Annotated in this window: 18 protein-coding genes; 13 read left to right on the plus strand and 5 right to left on the minus strand. The window is 65.1% G+C overall.

All coding sequences use genetic code 11. From position 1 onward, the window contains the following. Positions 1–8: 8 nt before the first annotated feature. Together BUC24_RS01165 and BUC24_RS01170 are read right to left on the minus strand one after the other, a co-directional pair. On the minus strand, positions 9–1,430 hold the full coding sequence (locus BUC24_RS01165; RefSeq protein WP_083598627.1) for a cytochrome P450: 1,422 nt from the start codon (positions 1,428–1,430) through the stop codon (positions 9–11). Between the two features lie 97 nt (positions 1,431–1,527). Then, positions 1,528–2,277: a hypothetical protein gene (locus BUC24_RS01170; RefSeq protein WP_073212256.1), complete on the minus strand. Its 750-nt coding sequence runs from the start codon at positions 2,275–2,277 to the stop codon at positions 1,528–1,530. Positions 2,278–2,490: 213 nt separating this feature from the next. Between BUC24_RS01170 and BUC24_RS01175 the strand changes: the two genes are divergently transcribed. From BUC24_RS01175 to BUC24_RS01205, 7 genes are all read left to right on the plus strand, one after another. Then, the gene (locus BUC24_RS01175) at positions 2,491–3,135 is read left to right on the plus strand and encodes a substrate-binding periplasmic protein (RefSeq protein WP_229447942.1); all 645 of its coding nucleotides are present in this window, start codon (positions 2,491–2,493) and stop codon (positions 3,133–3,135) included. Positions 3,136–3,221: 86 nt separating this feature from the next. Continuing rightward, positions 3,222–4,250, plus strand: a complete 1,029-nt coding sequence (locus BUC24_RS01180) for an ABC transporter substrate-binding protein (protein ID WP_073212258.1) — start codon at positions 3,222–3,224, stop codon at positions 4,248–4,250. Positions 4,251–4,261: 11 nt separating this feature from the next. Beyond that, positions 4,262–4,849 (plus strand): SCO family protein, encoded by a 588-nt coding sequence (locus BUC24_RS01185; protein ID WP_073212259.1) that lies wholly within the window; start codon positions 4,262–4,264, stop codon positions 4,847–4,849. Next, positions 4,850–5,293: a cupredoxin domain-containing protein gene (locus tag BUC24_RS01190; protein WP_229447944.1), complete on the plus strand. Its 444-nt coding sequence runs from the start codon at positions 4,850–4,852 to the stop codon at positions 5,291–5,293. Between the two features lie 9 nt (positions 5,294–5,302). Beyond that, complete coding sequence (locus BUC24_RS01195; protein ID WP_073212260.1) at positions 5,303–6,061, plus strand: ABC transporter permease; 759 nt, start codon at positions 5,303–5,305, stop codon at positions 6,059–6,061. Next, positions 6,051–6,791: an ABC transporter ATP-binding protein gene (locus BUC24_RS01200; protein WP_073212261.1), complete on the plus strand. Its 741-nt coding sequence runs from the start codon at positions 6,051–6,053 to the stop codon at positions 6,789–6,791. Before BUC24_RS01195 ends, BUC24_RS01200 begins: the two co-directional genes overlap by 11 nt. Positions 6,792–6,833: 42 nt before the next feature. After that, entirely contained in the window at positions 6,834–7,451 is a 618-nt protein-coding gene (locus tag BUC24_RS01205) for an LON peptidase substrate-binding domain-containing protein (protein ID WP_073212262.1), read from the plus strand. Between the two features lie 223 nt (positions 7,452–7,674). On the opposite strand, the gene BUC24_RS01210 is transcribed toward BUC24_RS01205, so the two are convergent. Both BUC24_RS01210 and BUC24_RS01215 read right to left on the minus strand, forming a co-directional pair. Continuing rightward, entirely contained in the window at positions 7,675–8,616 is a 942-nt protein-coding gene (locus tag BUC24_RS01210) for a hypothetical protein (protein WP_073212263.1), read from the minus strand. 102 nt (positions 8,617–8,718) lie between these two features. Further along, entirely contained in the window at positions 8,719–9,915 is a 1,197-nt protein-coding gene (locus BUC24_RS01215; RefSeq protein WP_229447947.1) for a S8 family serine peptidase, read from the minus strand. A 222-nt stretch (positions 9,916–10,137) separates the two neighbouring features. Here BUC24_RS01215 and BUC24_RS01220 point away from each other — a divergent pair, with 222 nt between their 5' ends. Both BUC24_RS01220 and BUC24_RS01225 read left to right on the plus strand, forming a co-directional pair. Continuing rightward, a complete protein-coding gene (locus tag BUC24_RS01220; protein WP_073212264.1) occupies positions 10,138–10,641 on the plus strand; it encodes an RNA polymerase sigma factor in 504 nt (167 codons plus the stop codon). Next, positions 10,638–11,399, plus strand: coding sequence for an anti-sigma factor family protein (locus tag BUC24_RS01225; RefSeq protein ID WP_073212265.1), 762 nt, complete (start codon positions 10,638–10,640; stop codon positions 11,397–11,399). The genes BUC24_RS01220 and BUC24_RS01225 overlap by 4 nt, the downstream gene beginning before the upstream one ends. A gap of 26 nt (positions 11,400–11,425) precedes the next feature. Here the strand turns inward: BUC24_RS01225 and BUC24_RS01230 are convergent, their stop codons facing one another. Further along, positions 11,426–14,512: a ligand-binding sensor domain-containing diguanylate cyclase gene (locus BUC24_RS01230; protein WP_073212266.1), complete on the minus strand. Its 3,087-nt coding sequence runs from the start codon at positions 14,510–14,512 to the stop codon at positions 11,426–11,428. Between the two features lie 408 nt (positions 14,513–14,920). On the opposite strand from BUC24_RS01230, the gene BUC24_RS01235 reads away from it, so the two are divergent. From BUC24_RS01235 to BUC24_RS01250, 4 genes are all read left to right on the plus strand, one after another. Continuing rightward, positions 14,921–16,369, plus strand: a complete 1,449-nt coding sequence (locus tag BUC24_RS01235; RefSeq protein WP_073212267.1) for a DEAD/DEAH box helicase — start codon at positions 14,921–14,923, stop codon at positions 16,367–16,369. A gap of 150 nt (positions 16,370–16,519) precedes the next feature. Beyond that, positions 16,520–17,602 carry a CDP-glucose 4,6-dehydratase gene (gene rfbG, locus BUC24_RS01240; protein ID WP_073212268.1) on the plus strand — a complete coding sequence of 361 codons (1,083 nt, stop codon included), beginning with the start codon at positions 16,520–16,522 and terminating at the stop codon, positions 17,600–17,602. Then, on the plus strand, positions 17,599–18,438 hold the full coding sequence (locus BUC24_RS01245) for an NAD-dependent epimerase/dehydratase family protein (RefSeq protein ID WP_073212269.1): 840 nt from the start codon (positions 17,599–17,601) through the stop codon (positions 18,436–18,438). The genes rfbG and BUC24_RS01245 overlap by 4 nt, the downstream gene beginning before the upstream one ends. Beyond that, entirely contained in the window at positions 18,435–19,418 is a 984-nt protein-coding gene (locus BUC24_RS01250; protein WP_073212270.1) for a glycosyltransferase family 2 protein, read from the plus strand. Before BUC24_RS01245 ends, BUC24_RS01250 begins: the two co-directional genes overlap by 4 nt. The last annotated feature ends 15 nt before the right edge of the window (positions 19,419–19,433 follow it).

Below are 19,433 nucleotides of genomic sequence, written 5' to 3' on the forward strand. Positions count from 1 at the left end.
TTGGCAGCCTAGGCGTGCTGATAAGGGCAGCCGGGCGCGCTGGCCGGCGGCGCGGCCGGGCCGGCTGGACGGGCCGGGCGCTTGGCCAGCATCAGGCGCAGGCCGCCTTCCGGACGCATGGTCACTTGCAGGCGCATGCCAGGCTGTTCCTGGCCCGGACCCGGACGCAGGGTGTAACGCTGCAGCAGCATGGCCAGGATCAGGGTCATTTCCATCGACGCGAAACTCATGCCGATACACACGCGCGGGCCGGTGCCAAAGGGGAAGTAGGCGCCACGCGGAATCTGGCGCGCCGCGTCCGGCGCAAACCGGTCAGGATCGAAGCGGGCCGGGTCGGCAAACCAGCGCGCATCGCGCTGGACCAGGCTCGACAGCAAGGTGACGAGCGAACCTTTGGGCAGCAGCCACGGTCCAATCTGCACGTCCTGCGCAGCCTGGCGCATGAACACGCCCGGTGCGGGCGAATACAGGCGCAGCGTTTCCTTGACCACCTGGCCCAGGTAGGGCAGGCGGGCAATGTCGGCAAAGGTGGGTACGCGTCCTTCCAGGACGGCATCCACTTCTTCGGCTGCCTTGAATGCCTGCTCGGGGTGGGAAGCCAGTACCCAGCCAGCCCAGGTCAGGCCGGCGGCCGTGGTTTCGTGGCCTGCCAAAAAGGTGGTCATCAACTGGTCGCGCACCTGCTCGTCCGACAGCAGGCTGCCATCACCTTCGTTGTCGGCTGCGGTCAGCAGCATGCCCAGCAAATCGTTGTGCTGTTCGCCGCTGGCGCGGCGGCGCCGGATGTGCGACCAGATCAAGTCGTCCAGCAATTGCATGGCGCGCCGCTTGGCCTTTTTACGGGGCAGGGGCAGCCAGTCCGGCAGCGAGAACGGGTAGAACATGTCGTCATAGGCAATTTCGCTCAGCAGGCAGACTGCATGCTCGATGGCTGCCGTATCCTGTTCCACGCGGGCACTGAACATGGTGCGCAAAATCACGTCCATGGTCAGCATGTTCATGGCCTGTTCGAAGTCAAAGGCCTGGCCCTGGTGACTGACCAGTTTGTCGAGCACCGTTTCGGCTGCGTCCGCCATTTGCTGGGCGTACCCTTCGTAGCGTTTCGGGCTGAAGCCGGGCTGCAGGGTGCGGCGCTGCTTTTTCCATGTGTCGCCTTCCGTGATCAGCACGCTTTCGCCGTGTACCTGGCGCAGCACGTTCATATGATGTTCGTAGCGCACGAAGGAATCGGCTTTTTCTACCAGGCATTCGCGGATCAGGTCCGGGTCCATGAAGGAATAGGTGCCCTGTCCAGCCACGCTCACATACAGGCTGTCGCCATAGGTTTGCTGGGCGCGGCCCCAGAAGCCGAGGTAGTCGCGCGCCATGCTGCGCAGCATGCCGAGGCCAAAAAAACGGTCGCGCGGACCGGGTGGACGTGGGATGTTCATGGTTGCCTGTCTCCTGTTGCATTTATTATAACGGGAGGGGTTCTGAACAACCAAGCAGCTCAGCAGTTGGAGCGCTTTTTCCTTCAGGAGCGTGGCGTTACCACTGCTGAACGCGGGAGCGGGTAACGCGTTCCCACAAACGGCTCAGCAAAGAGGCGCGGCGTACCGGTTCGTCGTCAATCGGATCGCTTTGGGACAGATAGGTACTGGGAATCGGGGCAGCGCGGGCGCCCGGGCCGCTGATCGGGATGGTCATGCCATCTTCGGCCAGTTCCTTTTCGACTGTGCAATTGCAGCCGATCAGGTCCAGCGTTTTGGCCAGGCGCTGCGCACTGACGTGGTCCAGGCGGCGCCGGATCACCGCCTTGGGCGTGGCCAGCATGATCAGCACTTCGTCGCGGTCGCGCTTGAGCAGCGGCATCAGCTTGTCGATCATGGCGTCCTGATCGACCAGTTTCTGGATGCTGTCGAGCGTCAGGCAGAACGTGGCCGGGCGGTGCACCTTGCCTGCCTGCTCGTCAATCACGGTCAGGGCCAGGGCCCCGGCGCGGCGCAGCAGGAAGGGAATCACTTCCACGTTGCGGCAGGTGATGCTGATGATGCCAATCTCGCCGGCAAAACAATCCATCAAGGGGTTGTGGGCCCAAGGACACTGCACGCTATCGTCCATCAGATAGGCACCGCTGGAGGCGCAAGGGAAGCGCTCGGTGATGGCGTCGTGGAACTGGATCAACCGCGGCGCCGGGGCCTGTCCTTTTGCATCGCGCAGCAGTTTGTCCGCAAAACCATAGGCGTCATGGTTGTACGGTGGAACCGACGGAACAACGATTTTGAGGACGTAGCTCATTCGCAACTAGTGTTAGTTCGGTGAAATCGGTATTGTATTTCATCCGAGAAATTTACACGTCGAAAAACGTGTCATGCTGTGGTTTCTCGGTGTTACCATTTATGCAGTTGCACAAAACCCACGGAGCATGCGCCCATGCTGAAGCGTTTCCTTGTCGCCCTTGCATTGTTGCACATCGCATACGCCGCGATGGCAGCCGAGGGAGATTTGCGCATGATCGCGCCACGCAATCAGACCATGCCCCTGGCGCAATTTGAAAACGACAAGCTCACTGGCGGCATGCTCAAGGACCTGGGCGACGCGATCGCGCGGCGCATCGGCCGGCGCGCTGTGTTTGTCAGTGTAGCAGGCGATCAGGTCGCCGCGGCGCTTTCCTCGGGCAAGGCCGACGGCATCTGCTATGTGCGCCCGTTCTGGATAGACGGCGACTTTCTCTGGAGCCAGCCGGTCATCCCGGATGCCGAACTGGTCGCCTCGCTGCCGGACGCGCCCGTGGTGCGCTCGCTGCTGGACTTGCGCGACCGCCCGGTGGGCACCGTGACCGGCTACCGCTACCCGCGCGTGGAACAGGTGCTGGGCTTGCGCTTTCAGCGCCTCGAATCCGCCACCATGGAAGACAACCTGCGCAAGATGATGGCGGGCGGGGCGCGCCACACGCTGCTCGGCCGGGCCACCATGGTGTACCAGCGCAAAATCAACCCGGCGCTCAAGCTGCGGCCCGACCTGGTGATTGCCTCGTTCACGGCCCAGTGCGCGTTTTCGCGCCAGTCCGAAGCACCGTTTGCCGAGATCGACAAGGCCATCAAGGCCATGCTGGCCGATGGCACCGTGAAGGGCATTCTAAGCCGCTACCGCTAGCGGCGGAAACGCTCCCAACCGGGACTGCCGCGTGTACAATTGAAGCGCATTTTGCCTGTCCACGTATCCACGCCATTGACCACACGATGACACCACCGATCCTGCAACGCCGGCGCCAGGTCCTGAAAGGCGCGCTTGCCAGCGCCTTGCCGCTGGCCGTGCCGTCGCTGGCGCTGGCCGACAGCAAGAGCGAACCCCTGGTCGTGGGCGGCTTGCCCGTCACCTGCAACCTGACGCTGCCGATCGCCTGCGTGGCCAAGGCCCTCGCCAATGCACGCACGGGTGCGGCCCCGGCATTCGAATACAGCAAATACAGTGGCTGGCCCGAAATCAAGGAGTCGCTCATGACAGGGCGCATCCAGGCTGCCTACATGCTGGCGCCCCTGGTGATGGACTTGAGCGACAAGCGCATTCCCCTGAAAATCGTCTCGCTGGGCCACCGTTCGGGCGCAGTCATCATGGTGCGCACCGATTCGGCCAACAAGAGCTTCAAGGACTTGCGCGGCAAACGGGTGGCCATTCCCAGCCGCTTCGCGGTGGACTTCCTTTTCCTGCGCAAGATGCTGGCGCGCGAAGGCATGACCCCGAAAGATATTCAGATCATTGAAATGCCGCCGCCGGACATGCCGGCCGCCCTGTATGCCAAGGCAGTCGATGCCTACTGCACCGGCGAGCCGTTTGGCGCGGCCGCCCAGCGCGCCGGCTACGCGCGTGCGCTGTCCATGACGCGCGACCAGTGGCGCAACTACATCTGCTGCGTGCTGACGGTGCGCGAAGAACTGATCCAGACCAATCGGCCGCTGGTGCAGGCGCTGGTCAATCACGTGCAGGCGGCTGGCAACTGGCTCGATGCCGCTCCTGCCAATCGGGCACGCGCAGTCGCCATCGCCTCCGGGCGCAAGTACTTCAATCAGGACCCGAACGTGCTCAAATTCGTGATGGAGAATCCGGCCGACCGCGTCACCTACGGCGACCTGCGCATGATCCGCGCTGAATTCGACGAACTGATGCAGCTGTCAATCGAAGCGGGCACCCTCAAGCGTCCCGTCGCTTACAGCAGCTATGTGGACGAGAGCTTCGTCAAAAACATCGCGCCGGTCGCCATCGCTGTTTGAAACGGACCCACATGATTCGCTTGCCCGCCGTTGCGCTGACCCTGCTCCTGTTTGTGCTGCCTGCCTACGCCGCCCCTGGCGCCGCCTTCAAAGGGGGCGTGTTCGAGCCGCCGCGCGCCGCGCCCGAGATCGTGCTGCCTGCCGCCAGCGGCAAGCCGTTCCGCCTGAGCGACCATCGCGGCAAGGTGGTGGTGCTCGAATTCGGCTACACCCATTGCCTGGACGTGTGCCCGGTGTCGCTGGCCGCGCTGACCCAGGCGCGCCAGAAGCTGGGCACCGCCGGCGCCGACGTGCAGCTGGTGTTCATCACGGTTGACCCGGCGCGTGACGATGCGGCGCGCCTGCGCAGCTACCTGGCGCCGTTCGACGCGGGCATCGCCGGCCTGACTGGCAGCCCGGCCCAGATCGAGGCCGTGCTCAAGGCCTACGGCATCAGCGCCACCCGCCGCCCCGTGGACGGCAGCAAGAGCGACTACACCATGCACCATTCCTCGTACCTGTACTTCATCGACCGCAAGGGCATGCAGCGCGCGCTGATGCCGTTCGGGCGGCCGGTGGACGACATCGTGCACGACTTGCGCCTGCTGCTGCAGAACTAGATGAGCATGGACTACCTGCGCCGCAACTGGCCGCTCAGCACGCTGGTCACCATCGTCCTTGCCACCCTGCTGTGGGCTGCGCTGGCGCCGCTGCACGTGGCCAGTCACGACAAGCTGTTCGAGATTCCGAAGGGGACCTGGGCACGCCGCATGGCGGGCGACAAGGTTGAAATTCTGCCGTCGAAAGTGCGCCTCACGCTGGGCGTGCGCGACGTGCTCCTGCTGCGCAACAGCGACACGGTGCCGCAGATTTTCGGCCCGGTGCTGATCATGCCGGGCCAGGATTTCCGGCTGCCGTTTGAAACCGTCTCGGAGAACCAGTTCGCCTGCAGTGCCCACTTGTCGGGGCAAATGACGGTGATTGTCGAACCCATGCCCGATCCGGGCCTGGCACGCCTGCAATGGCGCCTGGGCGAACTGGCCCATGCCATCCGTACCTACTGAACAAGGCCTATGCAAAAACTCAAACACGCGCTGCCTTCGCTCACGCTCATCACGCTGCTGATTGCGCTGTGGTGGACCGTGGTGGTGCAGACCGACAGCCTGATTTTCCCGACCCCCTGGCAAGTGGTCACCGGCACGCTGGAGCTGGCCGAAGACGGCACCCTGTGGGAGCACATCGGCGCTTCGCTGTTCCGGGTCGGCGCCGGCTTTCTGCTTGCCGTGCTGGTGGCCGTGCCCACCGGCTTGTGGATGGGGCGGGTCGATGGCGTGTACCGCACCTTGAATCCGCTGTTTCAGATCCTGCGCCCGATTTCGCCGATTGCCTGGATCCCGCTGGCCATTCTGTGGTTTGGGGTGGGGGACATCTCGCCGGTCTTCCTGATCTTTATCGCCGCCGTGTTCCCCATGATCGTGCAGACCGCCGCTGGCGTGCACACCATTGAACGGCGCTACCTGCATGCAGCCGACAATTTTGGCGTCTCGCGCGCCACCTTGTTCCGGCGCGTGATCATCCCGGCCGTGCTGCCCGAAGTGGTGGTGGGCATGCGCATTGGCCTGGGCGTGGCATGGCTGGTGGTGGTGGCCGCCGAAATGATCGCGCTGCGTTCGGGTCTGGGTTACCTGATCATCGATTCGCGCAACGCGGGCAACCGCTACGACCTGGTCATCGCCGGCATGATTCTCATCGGCCTGATCGGCCTTTTACTCGATGGCCTCATGCGCCTGCTCGAACAACTCAACGCAGTCAGGTGGCGCTATGGACGCTAAGATCGTCGTCAACGATATCCGCAAACACTTCGGCAGTGGCGCGGCAGCCTTGCCGGTGGTGGGCGGCGTGAGCCTGTCGATTGCCGACGGCGAGTTCGTGGCCATTGTCGGCCCCTCCGGCTGCGGCAAGTCCACCCTCATGAAAATCATCTCCGGCTTCGAGCAACCCGACAGCGGCGCCGTCATCATCGATGGCCAGCCGGCGTTGCGGCCCAGCCCGAAAGGCATCGTGATTTCGCAGCATGGCTCGGTGTTCCCGTGGCTGACGGTGCAGCAAAACCTGATGTTCGGCCTGAACGGCAATGGCCATGGCGACAAGGCCGCACTGGCCGACCACTATGCGGCCATGGTGGGCTTGAAGGGCTTTGAAAACGCCTATCCGCGCGAACTGTCAGGCGGCATGCTCAAGCGGGTCGAGCTGGCGCGCGCGCTGGTGGTCAAGCCGGAAATCTTGTACATGGACGAGCCGTTCTCGGCGCTCGACGCGCTGATGAATCTGCGCATGCGCACCGAGCTGCTGCGCATCCTGGCCGAAGAGCGCCATACCGTGCTGCTGATTACCCATGACGTGGAAGAAGCGCTGTATCTGGCTGACCGCATCCTGGTGCTGTCGGCGCGGCCGACCACGATTCAGGCGACGTTTGAAGTCAGGCATGCGCATCCGCGCAAGCTGTCCAGTCCCGCACTGCAGCAATTGAAGGAAGCGATTCTGGCCGAACTGGGTTTGTAGAATCGTGCTCGTCTCCGCGCCCGCTTTCTGTCATGATGGGGCATGGCGACTCTGACTTTTCCTTTGTTTCCACTTGGCACCGTCCTGTTCCCGGACGGTGTGCTGCCGCTGCAAATTTTCGAGGTCCGCTACCTCGACATGATCAGCCGCTGCATTGCCGACGGCACCCCGTTTGGCGTGGTCCTGCTCACCCACGGCGGCGAGGTGCGCACGCCGGAAGGGCAGGAGCGTTTTGTCACGTCCGGCACGCTCGCCTCGGTGCACGAAAGCAGCGCCTCCGCGCCTGGCCTGCTGCAAGTAGTCTGCCGCGGCGGCGCGCGCTTCCAGGTGCTCTCGAGCGAGCGCCGGCCCAATGGCTTGTGGATGGCCGAAACCGAGCTCATGGAAGATGACCGGCGCATTCCCGTCCCCTCCGAATTGCAAGGCGCCTCCGAAGCGCTCGACAAAGTGCTCGCCTCGCTGCACGAAGTGCCCGAGCAGCGCTGGCCGGTGCAGCCACCGTTCCGCCTGGACGACTGCGGCTGGGTGGCCAACCGCTGGTGCGAACTGCTGCCGCTGCCAAACACCCACAAGCACAGCCTGCTCACGCTGGACAATCCCGTCATCCGGCTCGAACTGATGCACGACGTGCTCGATGAGCATGGGCTGATCACCAGCTAGGTCGCGGCATGCGGGTCAAATAGTGGCCCGGTATTACCGCCAGCTGCAGGCTTAGAAACATCGTCCTCGCGAAGGCGGGGACCTATACCCCGCAAGCAGTACCTTTACGCCAGCGTGGCATGGGTCCTCGCCTGCGCGAGGACGATGTGGGGGGGTAACCAGCAGGGGCGCTGCTGGCGCCCAGCTCCCTTGCCACCGCTTCGCATGCGCCCCTCGGCCTTGCTTAACGCTTTCTGGTACCCGCTTCGGCGCGTTCCTCTTTCTCTTCGTTGTTGACGGTGCCGTTGGCGCTGGCCGTGCCCGCGCCGCCCGTCCGCAGCGACTGGCCGGCCGTGCCCGCGCCCTGCGTCATCTCGATCTGTTTGCGCGCCCCAGCTGCCAGCGGCGCGGCACTCGCGCGCCCTGCGCCAATGGCGCTGCCGGCGGTGTTGCGGGTGGTGCTGGCGGCGTTGGTGTCCATCCCGCCCGCTACGCTGCCCGTGGCATCGCCAGTGGCACTGGCGCCACCCGGATTGACAGTGCCCCCGGCCGTGCCCGATCCGCCAGCGCCAGCATTGACGCCGAGCGAAGTGGTGCGCGCCGCTGCGCCGGTGCGCCGTGCGCCATCGGCTGCGGCCTGCGTGCCCGTCGTGGCCGTGTCGCGCACGTTTGCCACGCTGGCGCCGCCCGCATTGCGCGCGCCGGCCACGGCAGGTGCGGCCGCTTCGCGCACGCCGGTAATTTGTCCCGCCATGCTGCCGTTCCACGCACCCGATGCCTCGGCGCTGCCATTTGTCGCCGCAGCTGTGCTCGGGCCATTGCCGCCTGCGCTGGCCGGCACACGCACGGCTTTGCTGGCGCCAAGCGCACCGGCCAGGCCGCCATCGCCGCTGGCGCTGGCGCCATTGCGGCTGCCCTGAGCGGCTGCGCGACTGCTGCCGGCCAGATCGGCCGATTGGGTCAGGCTGCGGCTATCTGCAGCGCGGCTGGCGCGCAAGTCGCTGGCCAGTGCGCCGCGGCCAGCCATCGAGCCGGCGCCGCTGATCCCGCCGCCCATGTTGCCGGCGCCGCCCAGCAGGCCGCCCCCGGCCCGGCCACTGCCGCCCAGCAGCTGCGCCTGGGCTGATGCCGCCAGGCTCAATGCAAGGATCAGTGCAAGGTGTTTGGCTTTTTGTTTGGTGTTCATGGTGTTCTCCTTTGAAGGGCGCAGACCATCTGCATCCGATGCAAGGAAAACGGTGGGACGCGGCGATTTATTCCCGGCGCGGCCTGACAAACTTGTAAGAAATTATTTCAATGCCTGGGGATCGATGCGCAAGCGCTGGCCGACCACGCCTTTGCCGGTTTCGCCGGCGACGCCGTCGCTGGCTTGTCCGGCCAGGGTGGCGACAGCGCGCGCGGCGGCGGACGGGTCCGGCGTGGGCAGCAGGCGCGCCAGCAGCGCCGCGACAATGGGCGCGGCAAACGAGGTGCCACGCACTTGCCGGTAAGGCGGGCTGCCTGGCGCGGCGCTGACCATATTGCTGCCAGGTGCGGCAAACATGACCTGCGGCCCGCGTCCCGCTTCCGGCAAAACCCGGCCGCGCTTGTCCACGGCGCTGACCCCGACCACCCCCGGGTAGCTGGCCGGATACAGGGGCGGGGCGGCCGGTCCATCGTTGCCCACGGCCGCCACCAGCAAGTGGCCGCGCCGCGTCATGGCGGCCACCACCCGCTCCAGGGCCTGGTTGGGCGGGCCCACCAGGCTGAGGTTGATCACGGCGACCTTTTCGCGGGCCATCCAGGCCAGGGCGCCGGCAATCCGTTCGGCCGAGCCGCCGCTGCCGCTGGCGCAGTAAATGTCCGCCGCGTACAGCCTGGCCCCGGGCGCCGCGCCGCGAAAATGCGCCGATTGTCCGACCAACAGCGCGGCCACGGCTGTGCCGTGCGCGTCCGGCACAGGCTGCGCGCAGCCCCAGCGCGCAATGGCTGCGTCGTGGAAGACGGGATGCGTGCTGTCGATGCCGCTGTCGATCAGGCCCACGGCCATGGCGCCCGGGGCAGCGTCCGGAAGGCGCGCTGCGGGCAGCTGCGCTTCGGCTGCTGCGGCCGACCCGCTGCCCGTGTAAATATGGTTGAAATCATAGCTGCCGTCCGGGTCGCGTGCGCGCAGGCGCGCCAGCAGGGCGGCGCTGTCGGCACCGGGCGGCACTTGCAGCACGACCAGGGTCTCGTCCAGCCCGCTCAACGGCTCGGTGCGCAGCACGCGCAGGCCGGCGTCGGCGGCAGCGTCGAGTGCGGCAGGGCTGGGCGACCATGCTAAAAGTTGCCCACGCACAAAGACATCGCCACGTGGGTCAGTCTCCAGCAGGTCGCGGTGGCGCCCTAGCAATTGATTCAAGGTGGCCAGGCGCAGCGCCCGCACGTCGGGCAGCTCGCCCAGGTCGCGGCGCGCCAGCAGCGTTTCGGCCGGTTCGCGCAGCAAGCGGTTGCCGAGCGGCTGCACAGTTGGTGTTGGTAAATTGACTGACGGCAGTCTCAGCTGGGCATGCGCAGGCGCAACGGATGCGGCGATAGTAAGCGCTAACACCATGCCCCATGGGCGTACCGCACAGAATGGGCGCAATGTCTTCATGGGCCGGATGATAGTATAGAGATTGGACATCATGATCCCATAACGAGCGGGACCGGGAATAAAATCCATTGCCCCATCGTTTACTTCCTATCCATGACTGTAAACGCCGCCACCCATGCCGAGATTGCCGCCTTGCTGCCCCGCCTGCGCCGCTTTGCGCGCGCCATCACCTTTCATCGTGACGATGCGGACGACCTGGTGCAGGTCGCGCTGGAACGGGCCCTGAGCCGCAGCGCCCAATGGGCGCCTGGCACCCGGCTTGACAGCTGGCTGTTCAAAATCATGAAGAATGCCTGGATCGACGAGGTGCGCGCGCGCAAGCGGCGCGAGCAGGTGTTTGCCCCCGAAGAGGCAGGCGAGCACGTGGGCGATGGTTCTGCCGAAGCGCAGCAGCAGCGCATGGCCATCCAGAAGGCCATCAGCCTGCTGTCAGATGAGCATCGGCTGGTCATCGGCCTGGTGCTGGTGGACGGCATGGCCTACAAAGAGGCGGCGCAGGTGCTCGAGCTTCCCATCGGGACCCTGACCAGCCGCCTGGCGCGGGCGCGCGAGGCGCTGCAGGAACGATTATCTGATCAAGCGAGGACGGTAGCATGAGCTTTTCCGACGAAACCCTGATGGCCTTTGCCGATGGCGAGCTCGACGACATCACCAGCCACGAAGTCGAGCTGGCCATGCGGCTCGACCCGGCCATCGCCGAAAAAGTGCGCCTGCACCAGGCGCTGCGCTCGAATGTGTTTGGCGCCTTTGCCCAGAGCCTGGACGAGGAAGTGCCGCAGCGTCTGCAGGCGGCGGTGCGCTCGGGCAAGGTGATTCATCTTGATAATGTGCGTCAGTTGCGCACGCCACCGCCGGCGCCGCAGCCGGTGCGGGTGGTCAAGCGCGCCTGGTCCTGGCCCGAATGGGGCGCGCTGGCGGCGACCCTGGTGGCCGGTGTGCTGGCCGGCATCGTCGGCGCGCGCAGCCTGGGCGGCGGCCAGCAGTTCGCCGCCTTCGATCCGGAAGCTGGCGCGCTCACGGCCCAGGGGCGCCTGGCCACCGCGCTGGCGCAGCAATTGTCGCTGTCGGCACCGCGCGACAAAGATGTGCGGGTGGGCTTGAGCTTCATATCGCGCCAGGGCGAATACTGCCGCACCTTCCTGCTGCCCACCACGGCGGGCCTGGCCTGCCGCAGCGGCGCCCACTGGCGCATTCCGGTGCTGGCCAGTAGCGCCGACAGCAAGGATGGCGCATATCGCCTGGCCAGCAGCGAGATGCCGCCGGCGGTGATGCAAGCCGTCGATGAGCTCATTGTCGGCAAGGCGCTCGATCTGGCGGGCGAGAAAGCAGCGCAGCGCCAGGGCTGGGCCCGCTAGCGCGTGCTACCCGCGGCGCGCCCCGCTCAGGCCAGTGTTTCGGCCAGGGTGGCGCGGTTGCGCCCTTCCTGCTTGGCACGGTACAAGGCGCGGTCCGATTCCGTGATCAGGGTGCTCCAGCTCACATCCTCGTCCGGCATGGCCGTGGCCACGCCAATGCTGATGGTCACCACGCCGTGTGGTGACTTGGCGTGCGGCAGCGCCAGCGCCGCCAGCGCTTCGCAAATCCCATTCGCAATTTCCATCGCGTCATCGGCATTCGTGGCTGGCGCCAGCAGCGAAAATTCCTCGCCGCCGTAGCGTGCCACCAGGTCGCTGGTGCGCCGTCCGTGAGTGGCGATCAAGTCGGCCACGGTGCGCAGGCACTGGTCGCCGGCCTGGTGTCCGTAGTGGTCGTTGTAGGCCTTGAAATGGTCGACGTCGAGCATGGCCAGCGCCAGCGGATAGCCATTGCGGGCGGCGCGGCGCCATTCCTTTTCCAGTGCCGCGTCAAAGCCGCGCCGGTTGTGAATGCCGGTCAGACCATCGGTGCTCGACAGCTCGGCCAGTTTCGCATTGCTCTCTTCCAGTTCGTGGGTGCGCGCCGCAACCATGGCTTCGAGCTGGATCTGGCGCCGCGTCAGATGGCGCACGCGGGCCCGGTACGCCATGGTCAGCAAGGCCAGTGTCAGCACCAGCAGCAAGCTGCGGAACCACCAGGTTTGCCACCAGGGCGGCAAAATTTCAATCTCCAGCGAGGTCGGCTTGTTGTTCCACAGGCCCTGGTTGTTGGCCGCCTTGACCTGGAAGGTGTAATTGCCCGGATCGAGATTGGTATAGGTTGCGCTGCGCCGGCTGGCGTCGGTGTGGACCCAGTCGCGGTCAAAGCCATCCAGGCGGTAAGCATAGGTGTTGCGGCCCGGGTCGGTGTAATGCAGGGCTGCAAATTCGATGGTAAACACCGATTGCTGGACCGACAGCGACAGCGCGGTCGGCGAGGTCACCGGCCCCTCGAGCTTGATGCCGGGCTGGGGCTTGCCGCTTTTCAGCGAATGGTTGAACACGCCAATATCGGTGACTGCCACTTGCGGGACGATCGAGCTGCTGCGCACCAGGTGCGGAGTGACCCCGGTCATGCCCTTGACGCCGCCGAAATACAGTTTGCCGTCCGCTGCCGCATGCGCCGCACCGACTGAAAAGCCTTCGGTCAGGCCATCGGCACTGGTGAAGCGCGCCGTCTTGCCGGTGGCCGGGTCCATGCGCAGCAGGCCGCCCGCCGTGCTCAGCCACAGCATGCCCTCGCGGTCGCTGCGCATGCTCAAAATCTTGATGGCGCCCACGCTGTCCTTGTCCAGGTAGCTGCGGAAACTGATGCTGCCATCGTCGGCGCTGAGGATCTGGTTCAAGCCCTTGGCCGTGCCGGCCCACAGCCGCCCTTGCGGGTCCTGGTACAGCGAAGCGACGTTGTCGTCAGCCAGCGAGGCGTTGTTGCCGGGCTGGTGGCGCAGGTGGCGGAATTTGCCGCTGGCGGTGTCAAGCACATCAAGGCCGCCGCCGCTCCATTCCGAGCCCATCCACACGCGGCCCTTGCTGTCTTCCAGGATCACGTTGGTGCTGTTCACGCTGCGGCTGTTGGGGTCGTCCGGATTAGGGTAGTAATTGGTCCAGGTGCCCGTGCCGGTGTCGTAGCGGATCACCTGGTTGCCAGTGCCCAGCCACAAGGTATTGTTGCTGCCGGCAGCAATCGTGTTGATGAAGTCGGCGCCCACGCTGCCGAAGCTGATGGCCTTGATCGGCTTGTCGTTGCCATCGAGGCGGTTCAAGCCGGCCGAGGTGCCGATCCACAATGGCCCGCCCGGCTGCTGGTACAGGCTGTACACGGTGTCGTTGCTGAGCGAACCGGCTTTGGCGCTGTCGGCGCGCCAGGTCTTGAGCACGTCGCCATTGGCGGGGTCAAACAGGGACAGGCCCGAATTGCCCGCCAGCCAGAGGCGGCCGTCGGGCGCGCCTTCGATGAATTTCAAGGAATTGTCGGGCCGCAGATTGTGCGCTTCCACATCGAAGGGAATGAAGCGCTGGAAGCCCTGGCTGTTCAGGTTGACCAGGCTGATGCCATCGGTGAACGAGCCGACCCACAGCATGCCGCTGCGGTCATGCATCACGGCGCGAATGTAGTCCGACGGCAGGCTGTTCGAGTCGTTGGCACGGTGCACATAATGAATTGCCTTGTTGCTGCCCTTGTCCCAGCGCAGCAGCCCGGCTGCCAGCGTGCCGGCCCAGACCGTGTCGTTGGCGTCGCCGTACAGGTAATTGATGCGGGTGGCAGGCGCATCCATGCGCGCGCGCGTGTCCCAGTCGCTGGCCGTGTTCCAGCTCATTACCCCGTTTTCGGTACCGATCCACAGTGTCTTGTCACGGGCGAAGTGCAGCGCGCGCACGATGTTGAGCTTGGGATCGGGATTGGCGGCGCTGTCGACCCGGTAATGGACAAATTCACTCTGGCCCGGCGCCAGGTAATCCAGGCCGCCCGGCCAGGTGGCGGCCCAGATGCCGCCGCGCTCGTCCATGGCAATGGCATTGATGTCGTTGCTGGCCAGGCTGGTGGCCACGCGCGCATCGTGCAAATGGACAGTGAAGGTGGCCGTGGCCGGATCGAAATGCTGCAAGCCGCCCCAGGTGGCCAGCCAGATGCCGTCGCGGCCATCGCTGATGATCGACTTGATGATGCGCTGGGCCGAGGGCCCCGGCGGCGGCGCATAGCGGGTGAAATCGTTGGTCTTCGGGTTGTAGCGCGCCAGTCCGGCCTGGGTGCCGGCCCAGATGCGGCCCTGCTTGTCTTCGAACAGGGTCGAGACCCGGTCGTGCGGCAGGCTGCTCAAGTCCTGGGTATTGCTGGTGTACTTGACGGCCTGATAGCCGTTGTAGCGGTACAGGCCGCCGCTATGGGTGCCGATCCAGATGAAGCCCTGGCGGTCCTGCATCAGCGCCAGGATCGACAGGTCGTCGGCATCGAGCGAACCGAGGCGCTTGAAGCGCAGCGGCGAAGTCGGCGTGGCCCAGGCGGACAGGCACAGCATGAGCAGGCATAGCAATGCGCAGCTGCGGCGCAGCGTGGCGGGAAAGGCGAAGAACATGTTCAAGGTCGGTCTTTGAGCTGGTGACGGGGTAATGTGCCAAGGGAAGGGCGCAATCACGGCGCCGGCGCTTGAAATGCTTGCCAGCTTAACATTGCAACGGGTAAATGCCCACAAAAACGGGCGCAGCCGGCAGTGTAAACCAAGTTGTCGCGAAAGCAAGTGGCGGGGCGGGCGCAGGCCGGCGTGCCGCGCCGGGCCCCGCATGCGGCCCTGGCGCTATGCAGGATTCCATATACAGTTGCCGGGTTTTAGGGTATCGTTTACGGCACTATTATTGCATCTACGTCCGCGCGTCCGGATTTTGCCGGCGCCCACGCGACATCATTTCGAGCTGGCCAGCGGGGTTTCCTGGTGCCAGCCTTCCATTTTGGGCGTAGAGCTTAATCACATTCGCCCGGAAAATTTATGTCAGAAACACCGATCACCATTGAAGCCGACAGCGCGCCGACCGTGCGTTTTGCCGATTTCGGCCTCGACCCGCAAATCCTGCGCGCGCTGACCGACCAGGGGTATGTGCACCCGACCCCGATCCAGGCCGCTGCCATTCCCATCGTGCTGCAGGGGCGCGACGTCATGGGCGCAGCCCAGACCGGTACTGGCAAGACCGCCAGCTTCTCGCTGCCCATCATCCAGCTCTTGATGGCCCATGCCAACCCGAGCATGTCGCCTGCGCGCCACCCGGTGCGCGCCCTGGTGCTCACGCCCACGCGCGAACTGGCGGTGCAGGTGGCCGACAATGTGCGGGCCTACGCCCAGCACACGCCGCTGCGCTCCACGGTGGTGTTTGGCGGCATGGACATGAAGGGCCAGACCGTGATCCTCAAGGGCGGGGTCGAAATCGTGATTGCCACCCCGGGCCGGCTGCTGGACCACATTGAACAAAAGAACGTCAGCCTGGGCCAGGTGCAGATGCTGGTCATGGACGAAGCCGACCGCATGCTGGACATGGGCTTTTTGCCGGACCTGCAGCGCATCATCAACCTGCTGCCGAAAAAGCGCCAGAACCTGATGTTCTCGGCGACCTTCTCGCCAGAAATCAAAAAACTGGCCAACAGTTTCCTGAACGACCCGCTGGTGATTGAAGTGGCGCGCAGCAATGCCACCGCCGACAAGGTGACCCAGATCGTCTACAAGGTGGCCGAAGACGCCAAGCGCGACGTGGTCGAGCACTTGATCCGCGGGCGCGACCTGAAACAGGTGCTGGTGTTCTCCAATACCAAGATCGGCGCCTCGCGCCTGTCGCGCCACCTGGAGCAGAGCGGCATTCGCGCCACTGCCATCCACGGCGACAAGACGCAGCAGGAGCGCATGGCGGCCCTGGAAGCGTTCAAGAAGGGCGATACCGATGTGCTGGTTGCCACCGACGTGGCGGCGCGCGGGCTCGACATTTCCGACCTGCCCTGCGTGATCAATTTCGACTTGCCCTACAACGCAGAAGACTATGTGCACCGGATTGGCCGCACCGGCCGCGCCGGAGCCTCGGGCGACGCCTTGTCGGTGTATTCCGATAAAGACGAGCGCTTGCTGGCCGATATCGAAAAACTGATCAAGCAAACCATCACCCGCGGCGAACTGAGCGGCTTTGTGGCGCCCACCGCGCGCGCCCCGCGCGACAGTGCGCCCGAGCGCCGTGCGCGCCGGCCCGATGCCGAGGCGCCTGCCCGCGGCCCCGAGCGCAGCGAGCGCGGCCCGCGTCCAAGCGGCCCTGGGCCGCGCCGCGACAAGGTCGACCCGTGGTTCCTCAAGCCCTACGAGCCAACGGTGGCCAGCGCGCCCGTGCCCAAGGCCGCCGCTGCCTCAGGCAAGCCGAAACAGAAGATTGCGGCACTGCTCGGCGGCTTGCCGAAAGCCTGATCCGGCCTGGCGCGGTGGTCCCCGACACGGCCGCGCAGGCGGCCGCTGGAGGCGTGCGCAGAGTGTTGCTAGATAGAATTTCATTTGATGGCAGCAGGGCCGCTCTGGTATCATTGATGTTTGTGCAATCGGAAAGTAAAAGCGACAGCAATGGACCGCATCCTCTCATTTGAAAAAGCATTGGCCGGCAAAAAAGTGCTGGTCACCGGCAGCACCGGCTTCACCGGCGGCTGGGCTTGCCTCTGGCTGCGCTCGATCGGTGCCACTGTGCACGGGTTCTCGCTGGCGCCGGAAACCACGCCCTCGCTGTTCGATGCCCTCGGTCTGGCTGACGAATTTCCCACCACCATAGGCGACATCTGCGACTTCGACGCCATCCACGCGACCGTGCAGTCGTTCGCGCCGGACCTGATCCTGCACCTGGCGGCGCAGCCGCTGGTGCGCCGCTCCTACCGCGAGCCGGTGTCTACCTTCAACGTCAATGCCCAGGGCACGGCCCATGTGCTGGAAGCGGCGCGCCTGACCAGCAGCGTCAAGGGCGTGGTGTGCATCACCACCGACAAGGTCTACAAGAACAACGAGTGGTCCTGGCCCTACCGTGAAAACGACCCGCTGGGCGGCAAGGATCCCTACAGCGCCTCCAAGGCCGCTGCCGAGATGATCATCCAGAGTTACGCGGCCTCGTATCCGCATGCCGAAGGCAAGGGCCCGGCCATCGCGATCGCGCGCGGCGGCAACATCATCGGTGGCGGCGACTGGTCCGAAGACCGCCTGATTCCCGATTTCGTGCGCGCCCTGATCGACAGCCAGCCCATGACGCTGCGCTATCCGGATGCCACCCGTCCGTGGCAGCACGTGCTGGCGCTGGTGCATGGCTACCTGATGCTGCTGTCGGGCCTGATTTCGGCGCAGCCGGCGCGCTACGCGCGTGCCTGGAACCTCGGTCCGCAGGACTTGAAGCATTACTCGGTGCGCGACGTGCTCGAACTGATGTGTTCGCATTGGGAACGCCCCAACCTGGCGTACGAAAACAATCCGCTGCCGGAAGCGGGCGCCCTCGCGCTGGACAGCTCGCTGGCCCGAAACGAGCTGGGCTGGCTGCCAGTGTGGGATACGGCCCAGGTGGTCGAGCACACCGCGTCCTGGTACCGCGACTACTACCGCAACCCGGCCGGGGTGCGTGAACTGACGCTCAAGCAGATCAATGCCTGGCGCGCGGGCGTGCAGGAATGAAGTGTATCGTCGGTGCGCGCGGCCGTCTGGGCCAGGCGCTGGTGCGCCGCTTTGGCCCCGAAGCCGTGTGCCTGGCGCGGGCGCAGTACGAACAGTGGCCGACCCTGGACGCGGATGCGGCGCGGGCCGCTATCCGCGCCTGCTTTGCCGCCCAGGCCCACAGCGGCGCCACGATTTTTGTCACGGCCGGCCTGCTGGACCCGAAACTCGATCCGGCCGAGCATGCCCGCGTCAACGTCGAACTGCCGCGCCGTATCATCGACGCCGTCGCCCCGCTGGGCATTCGCGTGGTGACCTTTGGCACCGTGATGGAAACCCTGCTGGCGCAGCAAAATCCCTACGTGCGCAGCAAAACCGAACTGGCTGCCTATGTGGCGGCCCGGGTGGCGGACGGCGCCGATCTGCTGCACGTGCGCGTGCACACCCTGTATGGCGAAGGGCAGCCCAGCGCCTTCATGTTCCTGGGTCTGATCCTGTCGGCCCTGCGCAGCGGTAGCGTATTTAAAATGACGTCGGGCAAGCAGCTGCGCGAATACCACCATGTGGACGACGAAGCCGCTGCCGTGGCCCTGTTCGAAGCGGCTGCCGTGCGCGGCGTGCTCGACCTGAGCAGCGGCACGCCGCTCAGTCTGCGCGAACTGGCCACGGGCGTATTCGAGGCCTTTGGCGCTGCCGACAAACTGGCGCTGGGCGCCCTGGCCGAACCGCTGGACGAAAATTACAGCACCGTGTTCACGCGCCATGCCTTGCTGGCGCAAGCGGCGTTCCGGCCGGCGCTGCCGGCCATCATCACCTATTTACAAGAATGTGCAGCACAGCAGGAGCTTAGCGAATGACCGCCATACCGCACGCCCAGGAGCGCCACCGACCGCTGATTTCGATCACCATCCCGGTGCTCAACGAATCGGGCAATATTGACGCCTTGTATGCCCGACTGTATGCGCTGGGCGAGAAGATGCGCGACCGCTGCGATCTCGAATTCGTGTTTTCCGATAACCATTCCGACGATGCGACCTGGGACATGCTGGCCGCGCTGGCTGCGCGCGATCCGCGCGTGCGGGCGATCCGCTTTTCCAAGAACGTCGGTTTTCAGCGTTCCATCCTGGCCAACTACCTGCATACCCGCGGCGACGCCGTGATGCAGATTGACGCCGACCTGCAGGACCCGCCCGAGATGCTCGAACAATTCTTCGAGCGCTGGCAGCAGGGCTACCAGGTGGTGTACGGCATCCGCCGCAAGCGCCCCGAATCGTTCCTGCTCAATGGCTTCCGCCGCCTCGGTTACTGGGTCATCGACAAGATCAGCGAACACCCGATTCCGCGCGACGTAGGCGACTTCCGCCTGGTCGACCGCAAGGTGATCGAGGCCGTGGCCAAGGTGCGCACCGCCAATCCTTACCTGCGCGGCATCATTGCCGGCCTGGGCTTCAACCAGACCGGGGTGGCCTATGACCGCGATGCCCGCACGGCTGGCGAAAGCAAGTTCAATGTGTCGCGCCTGGTCAAGCTGGGCTTGACGGCCGTGTTCAACCATTCGGTGATTCCCCTGCGCGCGGCCTCCTTCATGGGCCTGGCGATCCTGGTGGTGTCCATCATTGGAGCGATTTACTACGTGGCCTTGCGCCTGTTCCATCCCGAATTGCCGCCTGGTCTGGCCAGCATCCACATCCTGGTGCTGTTCGGCATTGGCCTGAACTCCTTTTTCCTTGGCATTATTGGGGAATACCTGCTGCGCATTTACCTGGTGGTGCGGGCCGATCCGGTCGCCATCGTCCAGCACAGCCTCAATTTTTCCGCTCCAGAACTCAAACTCTAATAGGTAGACACGACG

It is taken from the genome of Massilia sp. CF038 (assembly GCF_900129765.1).
Lineage (GTDB): Bacteria > Pseudomonadota > Gammaproteobacteria > Burkholderiales > Burkholderiaceae_D > Telluria_A.

Excerpts from the sequence above, each read along its gene's own strand:
- BUC24_RS01165 (WP_083598627.1), bottom strand. The coding sequence starts at position 1,430 with ATGAACATCCCACGTCCACCCGGTCCGCGCGACCGTTTTTTTGGCCTC.
- BUC24_RS01170 (WP_073212256.1), bottom strand. The coding sequence starts at position 2,277 with ATGAGCTACGTCCTCAAAATCGTTGTTCCGTCGGTTCCACCGTACAAC.
- BUC24_RS01175 (WP_229447942.1), top strand. The coding sequence starts at position 2,491 with ATGATCGCGCCACGCAATCAGACCATGCCCCTGGCGCAATTTGAAAAC.
- BUC24_RS01180 (WP_073212258.1), top strand. The coding sequence starts at position 3,222 with ATGACACCACCGATCCTGCAACGCCGGCGCCAGGTCCTGAAAGGCGCG.
- BUC24_RS01185 (WP_073212259.1), top strand. The coding sequence starts at position 4,262 with ATGATTCGCTTGCCCGCCGTTGCGCTGACCCTGCTCCTGTTTGTGCTG.
- BUC24_RS01190 (WP_229447944.1), top strand. The coding sequence starts at position 4,850 with ATGAGCATGGACTACCTGCGCCGCAACTGGCCGCTCAGCACGCTGGTC.
- BUC24_RS01195 (WP_073212260.1), top strand. The coding sequence starts at position 5,303 with ATGCAAAAACTCAAACACGCGCTGCCTTCGCTCACGCTCATCACGCTG.
- BUC24_RS01200 (WP_073212261.1), top strand. The coding sequence starts at position 6,051 with ATGGACGCTAAGATCGTCGTCAACGATATCCGCAAACACTTCGGCAGT.
- BUC24_RS01205 (WP_073212262.1), top strand. The coding sequence starts at position 6,834 with ATGGCGACTCTGACTTTTCCTTTGTTTCCACTTGGCACCGTCCTGTTC.
- BUC24_RS01210 (WP_073212263.1), bottom strand. The coding sequence starts at position 8,616 with ATGAACACCAAACAAAAAGCCAAACACCTTGCACTGATCCTTGCATTG.
- BUC24_RS01220 (WP_073212264.1), top strand. The coding sequence starts at position 10,138 with ATGACTGTAAACGCCGCCACCCATGCCGAGATTGCCGCCTTGCTGCCC.
- BUC24_RS01225 (WP_073212265.1), top strand. The coding sequence starts at position 10,638 with ATGAGCTTTTCCGACGAAACCCTGATGGCCTTTGCCGATGGCGAGCTC.
- BUC24_RS01230 (WP_073212266.1), bottom strand. The coding sequence starts at position 14,512 with ATGTTCTTCGCCTTTCCCGCCACGCTGCGCCGCAGCTGCGCATTGCTA.
- BUC24_RS01235 (WP_073212267.1), top strand. The coding sequence starts at position 14,921 with ATGTCAGAAACACCGATCACCATTGAAGCCGACAGCGCGCCGACCGTG.
- rfbG (WP_073212268.1), top strand. The coding sequence starts at position 16,520 with ATGGACCGCATCCTCTCATTTGAAAAAGCATTGGCCGGCAAAAAAGTG.
- BUC24_RS01245 (WP_073212269.1), top strand. The coding sequence starts at position 17,599 with ATGAAGTGTATCGTCGGTGCGCGCGGCCGTCTGGGCCAGGCGCTGGTG.
- BUC24_RS01250 (WP_073212270.1), top strand. The coding sequence starts at position 18,435 with ATGACCGCCATACCGCACGCCCAGGAGCGCCACCGACCGCTGATTTCG.